The following is a 14,782-nucleotide window of genomic DNA, read 5'->3' as shown; positions in this document are numbered from 1 at the left end:
CCCACCCTAGGGGCGGGCGCTCACAGCCGCGCGATGAAGCGCCGACCTCGCAGGGCCTCCTCGACCAGCCCGACCGCGCGGCGTACGCCGGCGAGCCGGGCGTCCTCGATCAGCCAGGTCTGCACCGCGGCCTCGATCACGTCGGGGGTGGCGACGTCGCGCAGCTCCGACCGCGCCTCGCTCAGCCCGCGCCGCGCCGCGGCCTGGCCGGCCTCGACGTGCAGCACCGCGAAGCGGGCCAGCACCACGACGTGCTTGCGCAGCCCCGGGTAGCCGCGGAAGTCGGGCGGGCACAGGTCGAGCAACCAGCTGGCCGCCGTGGCCTCCCAGTCGGGCGCGTCCGGCGGACGCACCTCGACCGGCCAGCCCGGCGGGGCGACGTGGGTGGGCATGCCCCCACCCTACTCGAACGCACGTTCGAGAGCCAGTGGACCGTGCGGCGAGGCCCCGCCGTTGGTCGAGCAGCGAGGGCCGAAGGCTCGAGCGACGCCGAGACCCCGTGAGCCCATGGCGTACGGCGGGCGCGCCACTCCCCAGGTCTCGGCGACGCTCCTCGCTGGCGCTCGTCACTGCTCGACCAACGACCACCGCCGTTGGTCGAGCAGCGAGGACCGAAGGCTCGAGCGACGCCGAGACCCCGTGAGCCCATGGCGTACGGCGGGCGCGCCACTCCCCAGGTCTCGGCGACGCTCCTCGCTGGCGCTCGTCACTGCTCGACCAACGACCACCGCCGTTGGTCGAGCAGCGAGGGCCGAAGGCTCGAGCGACGCCGAGACCCCGCAACCACCCGGCGTACTGCGCGCGGGCACCTCGCCGGGTCTCGGCGACGCTCCTCGCTGGCGCTCGTCACTGCTCGACCAACGACCACCGCCGTTGGTCGAGCAGCGAGGGCCGAAGGCTCGAGCGACGCCGAGACCCCGTGACCCCATGGCGTACGGCGCGCGGGCACCTCGCCGGGTCTCGGCGACGCTCCTCGCTGACGCTCCTCACTGCTCGACCAACGACCACCGCCGTTGGTCGAGCAGCGAGGGCCGAAGGCTCGAGCGACGCCGAGACCCCGTGAGCCCATGGCGTACGGCGGGCGCGCCACTCGCCAGGTCTCGGCGACGCTCCTCGCTGGCGCTCGTCACTGCTCGACCAGCGGAGGCGACGCTCCTCGCTGGCGCTCGTCACTGCTCGACCAGCGGGGTGGGTCAGGCGGAGGTGAGGAAGCTGAAGCGGACCTTGCGGTCGGGGTTGTCGACGTTGAGGTCGACCAGGCAGATGCTCTGCCAGGTGCCGAGCGCGAGCTGTCCGTCGAGCACCGGCACCGTGGCGTACGGCGGCACCAGGGCCGGCATCACGTGGGAGCGGCCGTGGCCGGGGGTGCCGTGCTGGTGCTGCCAGCGGTCGTCGGCGGGCAGCAGGTCGCCGAGCGCGGCGATCAGGTCGTCGTCGCTGCCGGCGCCGGTCTCGAGGATGGCGATGCCGGCGGTGGCGTGCGGCACGAAGACGTGCAGCAGCCCGTCACCTCGTCCGGCGCACCACTGCTCGGCCTCGCGCGTCAGGTCGACGACCACGTCGCGGCCGCCGGTGTGGATGCTGCAGGTCTCGGAGTCCATCTCTGTCTCACCTCTCCAGCCAGGCCGTGAAGGCCGTGGGCTCGTAGGGACGGCCGAGGAAGTCCTCGACCAGGTCGGCGGCGTCCTTGCTGCCGCCGGCCGCCAGCACCCGGTCGCGGTAGCGCAGCGCCACCTCGGGTGCGAACAGGTCACCGGGGTCGAAGGCCGAGAAGAGGTCCTTCGCGATCACCAGGCTCCACATGTAGGTGTAGTACGCCGAGGTGTAGCCGCCCAGGTGGCCGAAGCCGCAGTGGAAGTGCGAGCCCGGCAGCGCCGCCCACACGGCGTACTGCTCGGACAGCTCGAGCGAGCGGGCGGTCAGGTCGGCGGGCAGCTCGGCGTGGAAGCGGTAGGAGACCGAGGCGTAGTACATCTGGGTGCGCGCGTGGACGCCCTTGCCGAACTCCTCGGCGGCGCGCATCCGCTCGACCAGCTCGGGCGGGATCGCCTGACCCGCCTCGTCGGTGGCGAAGCCGGCGAGCACGCCGGCGTCCCACGCCCACTCCTCGAGCATCTGGCTGGGCGCCTCGACGAAGTCCCACTCCGTGGCCACGCCGGAGAAGCGCACCCAGTCGTGGCGCCCGGCGAGCACGTGGTGGAGCAGGTGGCCGAACTCGTGGAAGAGGGTCACGACCTCGGAGTGCTCCATCAGCCCGCGACCGAAGTTGCAGACCAGCACGCCCTCGGGCAGCTGGCGCCCGGCCACGCCGCTGACGAGGTCGAACTGCGCGGCGTGGTTGTACTTGCCCGGGCGGGGGTGCAGGTCGAGGTAGATCCGCCCGAGGGGCTCGCCGGCCCCCTCCAGCGCGACGTCGTACGCCGCCACCTCGGCGTGCCAGGTCGGCGCGTCGTCGACGGGGGTCCAGGTCAGCCCGAAGAGCCGGCCGGTGACGTCGAGGAGGCCCTGGCGCACGCGGGTGAAGTCGAAGTAGCGACGCACCTCCTGGGCGTCGACCTCGTAGCGCTCGCGGCGCACGGCCTCGGTGTAGAACCGCGCGCCGGAGACGTCGAGCCGCTCCAGCCCGGGCTGGTCGAGGCGGGCCCGCTCGAGCAGCAGCGCGGCGTCGCGCTCGGCCGCGGCGGTGGCGTCGTGGGTGATCTGGTCGATGAAGTCGGCGATCGCAGCGCCGGTGCCGATCATCTTGACCTCGGCGTCGAAGGCGGGCCAGCCGTCGTACCCGAGCAGGCGGGCGCGCTCGTCGCGCACCGCGAGCAGCTCCTGCAGCACCTCGTCGTTCTCGGGCCAGGCCAGGTCGAGGAAGGCGCCCATCACGGTGCGGCGGGCCTCGGCGTCGGTGGAGAAGGTGAGGAACGGGTGCGTGTCGGGGTAGTCGGTGGTGATGGCGACGGTGCCGTCGTCGTCGACCGGGTGCGCCTCGACGTAGTCGGCGGGCAGGCCCTCTAGGGCGCTGGCGGGCACCCCGGTGGTGCGGGCCCCGTCGCGGATGTGGCGGCCGAAGGCCTGCGCCAGGTCGTCCTCGCGCTCGCCCAGCACCCGCAGCCGCTCGCGGGTCGCGTCGTCGCGGTCGACGCCGGCGCGGCGGAAGGAGCGCAGCGCGTCGTCGAGCACGCGCCAGGCGGCGTCGTCGAGACCCTCGCGGGGCACCGCCTCGAGCCGGGCGAAGACCTCGGGGTCGAGCATCAGCGCGGTGCGGAAGCGGTTCGCCTCCTGCTCGGCGGCCTCGGCGGCGTCACGCAGGTCCCCGTCGGGGTGCACCTGGCTGAGCAGCGAGGAGGCCGCGAAGGCGTTCGCCAGCGCCACGTGCAGGTCGTTCCACAGGGCCAGGGCCTGCGCCGTGCCGGGCTCCATGGCCCGCAGCGCCTCGGCGGTGCGGGCCGCCTCGGCGAGCGGCGCGGCGGTGCGCTCGGTCAGGAACGACGACCAGCCGGCGGTGTCGTCGGCGGGTGGCAGGACGAGCGGGGTGGGAGTCACGTCGGCAGGCTACCCATCCCCTCCCCCTGCGAACCGTCGGCGTCGGGGAGCCCGCCGGCACAGCTGGCGAACGGCTCGGGGGCGGTCTCCCCGGCGCCGAAGGTGTCGATGAACAGCGGCAGCCGCGGGTCGTCGGCGCCGGTGAGCGCGAGCTGGCGGCCCCACACCGTCACCACCACCGGCGCGTCCAGCCCGTCCCACGGCGAGAGGATGCCGTTGTCGGGCAGCAGCGCCTCGAGCCTCTCGACGTCGGCGGTCGAGGTGTCCGGGCGGTAGGTGACAAGCACGGTGCCGTGCTCGAGGTCGTGCACCACGTTCTCGGCGCGCACCTGGGTCTCGTAGGCGCCGCAGTCGAGCCACCGGTCGGCGTGCTGGCCGCCGACCGGCGGGTCCTGCGCGTAGTCGACGTCGCCGTCGACGTGGGTGGTCGGCAGGTCCTCGTAGACTCGCACCTGGTCGAGCGTGCGGTCGACCGGCTCCGCGAGCAGGCGCGGCACGACCGCCGCGGCCGTGACGATCAGCGCGGCGAGCAGCAGCGTGACCAGCAGCGCCACCAGCGGCGCGCGGTCGCGCGGCTGCGGCGCGACCTCGCTCACTGGTCGAGGAGCCGCTCGACCCGCTCGACCTTGGCGCTGAGCTGGCCGTCCCAGCCGGGACGGATGTCGGCCTTGAGCACCAGCCCGACCCGCGGGGAGACCTCGGCGACGACGTCGACGGCGCGCTTGACGACGGCCATCACCTCGTCCCACTCCCCCTCGACGTTGGTGAACATCGAGTTCAGCTCGTAGGGCAGGCCGGACTCCTTGACGACGCGTACGGCGGCGGCGACCGCCTCCGAGACGCTGCCGGTCTCGTCGGCGGCGGTGGGCGAGATGCTGAAGGCCACGATCATGGGGCGAACGGTAGCCGTGCGGTGGATCAGACGAGGCTGCGGACCAGGAGGACCAGGGCGGAGGAGGCGCAGACGACGAGCACGACGCCACGCACCCGGGCCTCGGGCAGACGCGGGCGCAGGACCCTCCCGAGGGCGGCACCGACCGCGAGCACCGGCGCGAGCAGGAGGGCCAGGAGGAGCGAGTGGACGTCGAGCTGTCCGGCCAGGCCGAGCCCGGCGAGCGACAGGGCGGCGCCGACCATGAAGTAGACGGCCAGCGTCGTGCGGATCGTGCGGGCCGGCTGGTGCTGGTAGAGCAGCGCCAGCGGCGGGCCGCCGATGGAGGTGGCGGTGCCGGTCACGCCGGAGACGGCGCCGGCCACCACCAGCGAGGTGCGCGTCAGCGGGACGACGACCGTGCGCCAGGTCAGCAGCACGGCGACCAGCACCATCGCACCGACCGCCACCCCCAGCAGCCGGGGCTCGAGCACGGTCACGGCGAGCACGCCGACCGCGGTGCCGACGATGCGCGAGGGCAGGGACCAGCCCAGGCCGTGCCAGTCGATGTCCTCGCGCTCGGAGGCGAGGGTGACGAAGGGCAGCGCGAAGGCCAGCCAGAGCATCAGCTCGGGCATCAGCCGTGGCTCGACGAGGGTGATCACCGGCGCACTGACGAGCCCGAGCCCCAGGCCCACCAACGACTGCACGGTGGCCCCGGCCAGGAGGGCCAGGGCCACCGTGAGCAGCGCAGGTGCGGTCAGACCGAGCAGGATCAGCCCCGGCGCAGGTTGCGCAGGACGTACTGCATGATGCCGCCGTTGCGGTAGTAGTTCGCCTCACCCGGGGTGTCGATGCGCACGACCCCGTCGAACTCGACGTCGCCAGCCTTCACCTTGACCGTGCGCGGCGTGGTGCCGTCGTTGAGCTCGGTGACCCCGGTGATGGAGAAGGTCTCCTCGCCGGTCAGGCCCAGCGACTCGGCCGACTCGCCCTCGGGGAACTGCAGGGGCAGCACGCCCATGCCGATCAGGTTCGAGCGGTGGATGCGCTCGTAGGACTCGGCGATGACGGCCTTGACGCCCAGCAGCGCGGTGCCCTTGGCGGCCCAGTCGCGCGAGGAGCCGGAGCCGTACTCCTTGCCCGCGAGCACGACCAGCGGGGTGCCGGCGGCGACGTACTTCTCCGAGGCCTCGAAGACCGAGGTCACCTCGCCCTCACCCGTGAAGTCGCGGGTGAAGCCACCCTCGGTGCCCGGCGCCAGCTGGTTGCGCAGGCGGATGTTGGCGAACGTGCCGCGGATCATGACCTCGTGGTTGCCTCGGCGCGAGCCGTAGGAGTTGAAGTCGCGCTGCTGCACGCCGTGCTCGGCGAGGTACGTGCCCGCCGGGCTGTCCTTCTTGATCGCGCCCGCGGGCGAGATGTGGTCGGTGGTGACCGAGTCGCCGAGCTTGAGGAGCACGCGCGCGCCCTCGATGTCGGTGACGGCCTCCGGCTCGTCGGGCATCCCGTCGAAGTAGGGAGGCTTGCGGACGTAGGTGGACTCGGGGTCCCACTCGAAGGTCTTGCCCTCCGGGGTGGGCAGCGAGCGCCACTGCTCGTCACCGGCGAAGACGTCGGAGTAGCCGTCGTCGAACATCTCGGAGGTGATGGCCGAGCCGACGACCTCCTCGATCTCGGCGGCCGTGGGCCAGATGTCCTTCATGAAGACGTCGTTGCCCTCGGTGTCCTGGCCCAGCGGGTCGTTGAACAGGTCGAGGTCCATCGAGCCGGCCAGCGCGTAGGCGACCACCAGCGGCGGCGAGGCCAGGTAGTTCATCTTCACGTCGGGGTTGATCCGGCCCTCGAAGTTGCGGTTGCCCGAGAGCACCGAGACGACCGCGAGGTCCTTCTCGTTGACCGCGGCGGAGACCTCGGGGATGAGCGGGCCCGAGTTGCCGATGCACGTGGTGCAGCCGTAGCCGACGAGGTTGAAGCCGAGCTTGTCGAGGTACGGCGTCAGGCCGGCCTTCTCGTAGTAGTCCGAGACGACCTTCGAGCCCGGGGCCAGGGTGGTCTTGACCCACGGCTTGCGCTGCAGGCCCTTCTCCACGGCCTTCTTGGCCACCAGCGCCGCGCCGATCATCACCGACGGGTTGGAGGTGTTGGTGCAGGAGGTGATCGCCGCGATCGCGACGGCGCCGTGGTCGAGCTCGAACTCGGTGCCGTCCTCGAGGGTGACGTGCACCGGGCTGCTGGGCCGCCCGCCGTCGGCGGGGGCCGCCGAGAGGTAGTTCTTCGGCGCCTCGGCCTGGCCGCCGCCGTTGCTGGTGGCGGGGTCGGAGGCCGGGAAGGTCTCCTCGACGGACTCGTCGTAGCCGTTGGTGTCCTGGTGCTCGTGGTCGACGTAGTCGGCCAGCGCGCCGCGGAAGCCCTGCTTGGCCTCCGAGAGCGCGACGCGGTCCTGGGGGCGCTTGGGCCCGGCCAGCGACGGGACGACCGTGGCCAGGTCGAGCTCGAGCTTCTCGGAGTAGCGCGGCTCGGCCGAGGGGTCGTGCCAGAGGCCCTGCTCCTTGGCGTAGGCCTCGACCAGCGCGATCTGCTCGGCGCTGCGGCCGGTGAGCTCGAGGTACTTGGTGGTCTCCTCGTCGATCGGGAAGACCGCGATGGTGGAGCCGAACTCGGGGCTCATGTTGCCGATCGTGGCGCGGTTGGCCAGCGGCAGCGCGGAGACGCCGGGGCCGTAGAACTCCACGAACTTGCCGACCACGCCGTGCTTGCGCAGCATCTCGGTGATCGTGAGCACCAGGTCGGTGGCGGTCGCGCCCTCGGGCAGGTCGCCGTTGAGCTTGAAGCCGACCACGCGCGGGATCAGCATGGAGACCGGCTGGCCGAGCATCGCGGCCTCGGCCTCGATGCCGCCCACGCCCCAGCCGACGACGCCGATGCCGTTGACCATGGTGGTGTGCGAGTCGGTGCCGACGCAGGTGTCGGGGTAGGCGAGGAGCTCGCCGTCGACCTCGCGGGTGAACACGGTGCGGGCCAGGTGCTCGATGTTGACCTGGTGCACGATGCCGGTGCCCGGCGGGACGACCTTGAAGTCGTCGAAGGCGCCCTGGCCCCACCGCAGGAACTGGTAGCGCTCGCGGTTGCGCTCGTACTCGATCTCGACGTTGCGCTCGAACGCCTCGGGGGTGCCGAAGACGTCGGCGATCACGGAGTGGTCGATGACCATCTCGGCGGGCGCGAGGGGGTTGATCTTGGTCGGGTCGCCGCCCAGGTCGGCCATCGCCTCGCGCATCGTGGCGAGGTCGACGACGCAGGGCACGCCGGTGAAGTCCTGCATGATCACGCGCGCCGGCGTGAACTGGATCTCCTGCGAGGGGTCGGCGTCGGCGTCCCAGCCGGCGATCGCCTTGATGTCCTCGGCGGTGATGTCGGAGCCGTCCTCGGTGCGCAGGAGGTTCTCGAGCAGCACCTTGAGGCTGAAGGGGAGGCTGGCGACGTCGAGGCCGTCACCCTTGACCGCGTCGAGGCGGAAGATCTCGTACGACGTGCCGTCCACGTCGAGGGTGCTCTTGGCACCGAAGCTGTCCTTGCTTGCCACTGACCAACATCTCCTCTGTCGCGTCTGCGATGACGGGCGCTGCTTGCGCCTCATCTTGCCGCCGGGCCGGGGAGCCAGCAAAGGAAGGGCACCCTTACCCGTCGACCACATCTCTTGACGTCAAGATACACGACATCAAGGGGTCTTCTCCAGCAGTGCCACCCGCCCGCGCTCGACCACTGCTCAGCCGTTCGCCTCGATCTCGGGCAGGACCACGGTGACAGTCGTTCCTCGCCCGTGAGCGGACTCGATGTCCATCGTGCCGCCATGGGCGGTCACCATGGACTCCACCACGCTCAGTCCGAGGCCGGTGCCGGGCACGGCGCGCCGGTAGGCCTCGGATGAGCGGTAGAAGCGCTCACGGACCCGCAGCCGGTCCTCCTCCGACATCCCGATCCCGGAGTCGGCAACCGTGAGCACGCACCCTGCTGGAGTCGAGGCGACGGTGAGGGTGACCGACCCGCCGTCAGGAGTGAACTTGATGGCGTTGTCAGCCAGGTTGAGCACCACCCGTTCGAGCGCGCGCGTGTCGCCGTGCACGAGGACAGGCACATCGGGCACCTGGACCCTCAGTGCCACGTCGCGGGTGCGGAGCACCTGGTCGAGACTGGCGCGCGACTGCACGACCAGCGCCGCCATGTCACTCGGCTCGAGGCGCAGGGGAACCTCGTCGGCGGCTCCGAGACGGTCGAGGTGCAGCAGGTCCTCGACGAGCACGGAGAGCCGCGACGCGTTGCGCAGCACCTTGGCCACCGCGTCGGCCTGCGCAGGTGCCAGCGTCCCCAGGTCGCCGTCGGCGAGGAGCTCCCCGTAGCCCTGGATCGAGGCGATGGGTGTCCGCAGCTCGTGGCTGATCGTCGAGACGACCTCGTCCTTCATCCGATCGGCCTGTTCGAGCCGTGCCACCGACTGCAGCTCCCGATCGAGCGCCGCGCGCTGGGCTGCCTCGAGCCGCAGTCGCAGCGAGACGTCCTCCCCCGCGCACAGGTACCCGATCAGCAGATCGTCTTCGCGGATCTCGGTGAAGCTCAGTGACATGGTCCGCCGCTCGCCGGAGCGGGTCGTCAGAGTCCAGTCGCGGGGGGCGCCGTGGCGCACCAGCGCCGGGACGAGGCTCGCGGGCTGGGACGAGACACCGAGCTCATCAGCGTGGCGTTGACCTTCCTCCACGTCCAAGAGCCCCTCGGCCGACTGACCGACCACGTCCTCGGCCGCGTGCCCGAGCAGCTCCTGGGCGCCGCGGTTGAAATGGGTGACGACCAGATCGGCGTCCGTGGCCACCAGGAGCGTGTTGGTGGCCGCGTCGATGATCTGGCTGACGGTGGCTGTAGCGGTCGCCGCCTGCTCGGCCTGGGCCCTGAGCTCGACCTCCTGCTGGTCGCGTGCGCGCACCAGGTCGCGCTCGTAGGCACGCCGCCTGGTCGCCTCGAACACGGCAACCTGGATCGAGTGCGGTTCCCCGTCGGGCGTCCGGACCACGCCGGCGTTCAGGAGGACCGGAAGCCTGCTGCCGTCCGCACGGACGACGTCGACGGCGATCTCCCGCACGGATCCCCGCATCTGCATCATGGGGGCGTAGTGGGTCTCGTGGTAGATCCTGCCGGCGGGCGTCAGCAGCTCGGTGAGGTGGAGACCGAGAAGGTCCCCCGCCTCCATGCCCAGCCAGGTGCAGAGGGTGGCGTTGACCCGCGCGATCACCCCTTCGGTGGTCGTCGACAGGTAGCCGAACGGCGCCCCGCCGGAGAGACCGCCGTCCTCCTCGGGGCTCGCCCACAGGGAGTCACCCTCGGAGTCAGGAAGCATCACCTATGTCTCGCCTCGCCGCAGGAAGTCATCGATGGCGGCGATGGTCTCCTCAGGAGCGCTGAGGTTCGGACAGTGGCCCGTCGCGGCGAGCTGCACGAATGTCGCGTCCGGCACGCTGTCTGCCACGTACCGGCCGACGCGTGTCGGCGCGATCGCGTCGCGACTGCACTGCAGGACCAGCGTCGGCACAGCCACCTTCGGCAGGTCCTCACGGTTGTCCGACAGGAACGTCGTGGTCGCGAACTGACGGGCGATCTCGGGGTCCATCCGACAGAAGCTCGCGGTCAGCTCCTCCCCGAGCGCCGGCCGATCCGGGTTGCCCACGATCACCGGCGCCATCGCCGAGGACCAGCCGAGGTAGTTGCTCGCCAAGGCCTCCAGCAGCTCGTCGATGTCCTCGCGCGCGAACCCACCGCGATAGTCGATGTCGTCGATGTAGCGCGGTGACGGGCTCACCATCACCAGCGCGTCGAACCTCTCGGGCGCCGCGATGGCGGCGAGTGCACCGATCATCGACGACACCGAGTGCCCCACGAACACGACGTCGCTGAGCTCGAGCTCCCGCACGATCTCGAGGACGTCGGAGGCATAGCCGTGGAGGTCCTCGTACCTGCTCCGGTCGTAGCCCGAGACATCGGACCCTCCCGACCCCATGTGGTCGAACGTCACGACGCGGTACCGGTCCGAGAACGCTGGCGCGACGTGGCGCCACATCGTCTGGTCACACCCGAACCCGTGCCCGAACAGCATCGGTTGAGCATCACGCGGTCCCGATACCGAGACGTGGTGCCGAGAGATCATCGTCATGGCGGTCAGACTCTAGCTGACGCGGACCAGCCGGGTCCCTCGGAGCGGATACCCGCTGCTGGCACCACGGCTCACCGGCATCCGGCTGCGTCGAGGGTCAGACTCCCTCAGTCGACAGCAAGGCGACACACTCGACGTGGTGCGTCATCGGGAAGGCACCGATGACGTTACGCGGGATTGCGAATCTTTGCGCTCCACTGCGATCGGCGGCCAAACGCGCCGCTGACCTGCAACGATGCCGATTTCAGGCACTGATGGCGTCGGGTGCCCATTGCGGGTCTGTGCGAATCAAAGTGCGCCCAAAGTGCGCCCTGCCGTCAGCAGTCCCCGACGCTCGCAAAGGACCGCAGGTCGCGTGGACCCTCCCCCAGCGTCGGTCGTCGCCGATGGCGGCGACGACCGAAGTGTGGAAGTCAACCCTTGCGAGTAGGCCTCTGCAGGGCCGCGCGCTTTGTATAGCCCGCGAGGACGGGGCCGTAGGGCACGACATGTTCCAAGCTGCCAGTCGACGGACCCGCCTCTCAACTTCGACGCGGCGACAGACTGGGAATAGAGGGCCGGTCAGATCGAGCTCTACTACGACATCTGATCCGGGGCTTTTCAGCCTCTGTCAGCAGTCGCCGAAAACGGCGGCTGACCTGCGGAAACGTCTTTCGACGTCTTCCAGGGTCAGCCGCCGTTTTTCGTTCTCGTGCGTACCCAGTACACCCCCAAAGTGCTTTGCTCGCGCCCGCTAATAGGACCAACAGGAACCCCGAACCGCGGTCGATCCTCCCGCAGGTCGTCGTTCCTCCGTGGCAAGGTGGGTCAGCTGACTGTCAGAGGTTCGGGGCCGACGACGGCTCGATCAGATCCACGCATCCATGGCAGGAGGTTCCCCAGCAATGTCGCTCCAAGTTGCCGACCTCGGGACCTTCGCCCGCCAGTGGGCCGTGCAGGGCGCAAAGGTTGGCTGGCTACTGGGCGCCGGCGCCAGCGCTGCGGCGCGCGTACCGACAGCCGACCACATCATGATGGATCTGTTGCTTCGGATGTATGCCGATGCACATGGCCTCGTTCGCCAATCACTCTCGCTCGCCGAAGCGCGGGACGTGGAGCGCATCCGTGAGTACTACGACGGCCACAACGGGATGCCGATGCTCAGCGATCCGTCCGCCTACAGCGTGGCGTTCCAGCTGGCACTCCCAGACGCCACGGCTCGGCGCCAGCACCTTCGGTCACTGTTCGAAGGACGGTCGCCGTCGTACGGACAGCGAGTCCTCGGCGCCTTTGTCGCTGCCGGCTTGTCCGACCTCCTGATCACGACGAACTTCGACGACCTCATCGAGAAGGCAGTCGATCAGGCGCAAGTCACCTTGAACGACAGTTCGCGCAGCCGGTTGGGTGTCGCCGATCTCGGCAACCCGGGTCAGGCCAACCTGGCGCTGAGCGACGACGACTTTCCGTTCCTCTTCAAGCTCCACGGGGACTTCCGCGACCGTGAACTGAAGAACCTCGAGTCCGAGTTGCAGGCGCAGGACACCAGGATGCGACAAGCAGTGCTGGACGCCAGCCGACGTTTCGGGCTCGCGGTCATGGGCTACAGCGGCCGCGACGCCAGCGTGATGGACATGCTCAACGACGCCGTGGCCACCGAAGGCGCCTTTCCGGCCGGCCTATGGTGGATGGGACGCCGTCTCGAATCACTACTCGCGCCGGTCAGGGAACTCTTCGCAGCCTGCACGGCAAACGGCGTCGCCGCCTACTTCGTCAAGATCGAGACCTTCGACGAGACCCTGGGCGCGCTCGGCCGCCAGGCCGAGTTGCCCGACAGCCTGCGCGCCTACGTCGACAATCTCCAGGCCAAGCCGCGGATCGTCGATAGCGGGTTTCCTCAGCATGACCGTGGTTCGCTGCCAGCGCTGCGCATGAACGCCCTTCCGGTGCTCGATGCACCGAGTCACGCGCTTCGGGCAACCCTGACGACGGCGCCCGATCGTGTCGAGATGCGCAAGGCGCTCAGCGAGGCGCACTGGCGCGGTGCCGCGGTTGCGACTGGCCGGCAGGTGCTCGCTCTGGGAAGCCCGCAAGTCCTTCGAAGCGCTCTCCAACTCGATGGCCAGATTGAGCAATGCGACATCAGCCCGCTGGCGCAGCACGTCTCGACCGCCGAGCGTGCCCTTGTTTACGAGGCACTCGCCCGGGGGCTGGCGCGCAACTTGCCCGTGCAGGCCCGGATTCGCGATTCCGGGCACCGGCTCATCGTGGCCCCTGAACGCGGCGACCGCCCTGACGACCAGGGGCAGTCCCAGGTGCGCGCGCTTCTGGCGGAGGCCTACGGCGACCCGTTGACTGGGCAGTGCCCGATGAATCTCGGTCGTGGTATCGATGGGAAGGCCCGTCGCTTTGCCGAGGCGCTCGAGCTGTCATTGGAGTGGCGTCTCGGTGTTCTGTGGCTCCTGTTCGTGCCGAGGACCTGGGTCTCGGCCCTCCCGCAGAAGGACCGCCAGAAGGGTCTCGGGGACCCGGCGTCAGCCTGGCGCAAGGAGCGCTGGGTCAACCGGCGCAACGAGCGCTGGGCGTCCATCATCGACGCGTGGGCCAAAGCGCTCGCGCCACATGAGCGGACCGAGGTCGCGGTGCTGCCGTCGACCCTGACCGAGCGGGACTTGGTCGGCGGAACATTCGTGCTCGGGAAGACGACGGCATACAGCAGGGAGGCAACGTGAGCACCCAAGTCGTGGGCAGCCTGCTGCCGCCGCATCGGCTCCTTGCCGAGCCTTCGCTTCTCTTTGGCGCCGGCGGCAGTCACAAGCATCCGCTCCTCGGGCTCCGTACACACGGCCCCTACAGTCGCGACTCCTTTGGCTCGGCCGATATCCGATTCGCCCTCATCACCACGACCACGCTTTATGCGCGGACCAGGCAGTTCCTCGGCAGCCTGCTGAGCCAGCACCAACCGACGGACAGGCGGAAGTACGTCCCACCGTATCCGGGCTTCAACCAGGTCTACGGCGTCGGACTTCGCCCCGCCGACGGCTCCGAAGTGCAGTTGGATCCTTCTCTCACCAATACTCCAGATCCCCACAACGCGATCGCGTCGGCGCTGGCGCCCGCCGTCAGACAGCTGGCAACGACGCGATCTAACTGGGACGTGCTGGTCATCGCTTTGCCCGCAGCATGGCGCCAGTGGAAGGTATCGGCGGACGGCGCGTTCGACCTGCACGACCAGCTCAAGGCATTCGCCGCACCGCTGGGACTGCCGACCCAGATCGTGTGGGAAGACCGAGCCCTCAGCTTCAAGCACCCGTGCAGCCTCAGTTGGCGCCTTTCCATGGCTTTGTACGCCAAAGCCGGCGGGACCCCTTGGCGCCTCCACCGAACCGACGACGCCGACGTGGCCTACGTTGGCCTGTCCTACGCCATCCGAGGCGGCACGGCCGACGGGTTCGTGACGTGCTGCTCGCAGGTGTTCGACGCTGACGGTGGCGGCATGGACTTTGTCGCCTACGACGTTGGTCAAGGCGTCGATCTGGACAACCCTCACCTCACCCGAGACCAGATGCGCGCGGTGATGAGCCGCAGCGTCCGTCTCTACCAAGACCGTCACGCCGGCAACCTCCCTAGCCGCATCGTCGTCCACAAGACCACCCGCTTCCGCGATGAAGAAGTCGACGGCGTCTTTGACGCCTGGGATGCCTGCGAGGAGATCGAGTGCGTCCGAGTGCAGGCCAGGACACCGTGGCGCGGCGTGCACCTAGTGGCAGCAAACCCGGGCCAAGGTCCCAGCAAGCCAGCGAACTGGCCAGTCCAGCGCGGCACCCTCCAGTTCCTCTCCGGTCGCGACGGCCTGCTCTACGTCAACGGCACCGCACCGGGACTCGCATCGGGCAACGGGAACTTCTACCAGGGCGCAAAGAGCATCCCGAGCCCTCTTCTGGTCACCCGAGATGCCGGATCGGGCCCTTTGGAGCGCACCGCCGACGACGTGTTGGCGCTGACGAAGATGGACTGGAACAACGACGCTCTCTACGATCCGCTGCCGGTGACGATCAAGTACTCCCAGACGCTCGCCCGAGTGATCGGCCACACGAGCGGCCTGCCGGACGCTGCATACCCATATCGCCTGTTCATGTAGGCACGCCGATTCGTCGTGCGTCGTGAAAAGTCCTCCGCTGATGTCGGGGGTTCCTGAGACC

The 14,782-nt window shown here is 69.8% G+C and carries 11 protein-coding genes; 2 read left to right on the top strand and 9 right to left on the bottom strand.

Annotation, left to right across the window (positions count from 1 at the left end; genetic code table 11):
• Nucleotides 1-20 precede the first annotated feature (20 nt).
• The 9 genes from JOE61_RS20615 to JOE61_RS20575 all read right to left on the bottom strand — a co-directional run bounded on the left by JOE61_RS20615 (nucleotide 21) and on the right by JOE61_RS20575 (nucleotide 10,604).
• Nucleotides 21-392 carry a hypothetical protein gene (locus tag JOE61_RS20615; protein WP_193670929.1) on the bottom strand — a complete coding sequence of 124 codons (372 nt, stop codon included), beginning with the start codon at nucleotides 390-392 and terminating at the stop codon, nucleotides 21-23.
• A gap of 801 nt (nucleotides 393-1,193) precedes the next feature.
• Entirely contained in the window at nucleotides 1,194-1,601 is a 408-nt protein-coding gene (locus JOE61_RS20610; protein ID WP_193670928.1) for a YjbQ family protein, read from the bottom strand.
• A gap of 7 nt (nucleotides 1,602-1,608) precedes the next feature.
• Nucleotides 1,609-3,534, bottom strand: coding sequence for a M3 family metallopeptidase (locus JOE61_RS20605; protein WP_307823134.1), 1,926 nt, complete (start codon nucleotides 3,532-3,534; stop codon nucleotides 1,609-1,611).
• Nucleotides 3,531-4,130 (bottom strand): thioredoxin-like domain-containing protein, encoded by a 600-nt coding sequence (locus tag JOE61_RS20600; protein WP_193670927.1) that lies wholly within the window; start codon nucleotides 4,128-4,130, stop codon nucleotides 3,531-3,533. The genes JOE61_RS20605 and JOE61_RS20600 overlap by 4 nt, the downstream gene beginning before the upstream one ends.
• Entirely contained in the window at nucleotides 4,127-4,426 is a 300-nt protein-coding gene (locus tag JOE61_RS20595) for an MTH1187 family thiamine-binding protein (protein WP_193670925.1), read from the bottom strand. Before JOE61_RS20595 ends, JOE61_RS20600 begins: the two co-directional genes overlap by 4 nt.
• Before the next feature lie 26 nt (nucleotides 4,427-4,452).
• Nucleotides 4,453-5,145 carry a TSUP family transporter gene (locus JOE61_RS20590; protein ID WP_307823133.1) on the bottom strand — a complete coding sequence of 231 codons (693 nt, stop codon included), beginning with the start codon at nucleotides 5,143-5,145 and terminating at the stop codon, nucleotides 4,453-4,455.
• 35 nt (nucleotides 5,146-5,180) lie between these two features.
• Nucleotides 5,181-8,045, bottom strand: a complete 2,865-nt coding sequence (locus tag JOE61_RS20585; protein ID WP_193670924.1) for an aconitate hydratase — start codon at nucleotides 8,043-8,045, stop codon at nucleotides 5,181-5,183.
• Between the two features lie 129 nt (nucleotides 8,046-8,174).
• Nucleotides 8,175-9,794, bottom strand: a complete 1,620-nt coding sequence (locus JOE61_RS20580; protein ID WP_227492346.1) for an ATP-binding protein — start codon at nucleotides 9,792-9,794, stop codon at nucleotides 8,175-8,177.
• 3 nt (nucleotides 9,795-9,797) lie between these two features.
• Nucleotides 9,798-10,604 (bottom strand): alpha/beta fold hydrolase, encoded by an 807-nt coding sequence (locus tag JOE61_RS20575; protein ID WP_193670922.1) that lies wholly within the window; start codon nucleotides 10,602-10,604, stop codon nucleotides 9,798-9,800.
• A gap of 884 nt (nucleotides 10,605-11,488) precedes the next feature.
• On the opposite strand from JOE61_RS20575, the gene JOE61_RS20570 reads away from it, so the two are divergent.
• Together JOE61_RS20570 and JOE61_RS20565 are read left to right on the top strand one after the other, a co-directional pair.
• Entirely contained in the window at nucleotides 11,489-13,312 is a 1,824-nt protein-coding gene (locus tag JOE61_RS20570; RefSeq protein ID WP_193670921.1) for an SIR2 family protein, read from the top strand.
• A complete protein-coding gene (locus JOE61_RS20565) occupies nucleotides 13,309-14,721 on the top strand; it encodes an argonaute/piwi family protein (protein WP_193670920.1) in 1,413 nt (470 codons plus the stop codon). Before JOE61_RS20570 ends, JOE61_RS20565 begins: the two co-directional genes overlap by 4 nt.
• Nucleotides 14,722-14,782: the final 61 nt, after the last annotated feature.

Source organism: Nocardioides salarius (assembly GCF_016907435.1).
Taxonomy (GTDB): domain Bacteria; phylum Actinomycetota; class Actinomycetes; order Propionibacteriales; family Nocardioidaceae; genus Nocardioides; species Nocardioides salarius.
Note: the sequence above shows the minus strand (reverse complement) of the source record. Positions and strands in the feature narration are given on the sequence as shown.

What these genes read in the sequence shown, in the direction of transcription:
- JOE61_RS20615 (WP_193670929.1), bottom strand. Translation starts at nt 392, where the DNA reads ATGCCCACCCACGTCGCCCCGCCGGGCTGGCCGGTCGAGGTGCGTCCG.
- JOE61_RS20610 (WP_193670928.1), bottom strand. Translation starts at nt 1,601, where the DNA reads ATGGACTCCGAGACCTGCAGCATCCACACCGGCGGCCGCGACGTGGTC.
- JOE61_RS20595 (WP_193670925.1), bottom strand. Translation starts at nt 4,426, where the DNA reads ATGATCGTGGCCTTCAGCATCTCGCCCACCGCCGCCGACGAGACCGGC.
- JOE61_RS20585 (WP_193670924.1), bottom strand. Translation starts at nt 8,045, where the DNA reads ATGAGGCGCAAGCAGCGCCCGTCATCGCAGACGCGACAGAGGAGATGT.
- JOE61_RS20580 (WP_227492346.1), bottom strand. Translation starts at nt 9,794, where the DNA reads ATGCTTCCTGACTCCGAGGGTGACTCCCTGTGGGCGAGCCCCGAGGAG.
- JOE61_RS20575 (WP_193670922.1), bottom strand. Translation starts at nt 10,604, where the DNA reads ATGACGATGATCTCTCGGCACCACGTCTCGGTATCGGGACCGCGTGAT.
- JOE61_RS20570 (WP_193670921.1), top strand. Translation starts at nt 11,489, where the DNA reads ATGTCGCTCCAAGTTGCCGACCTCGGGACCTTCGCCCGCCAGTGGGCC.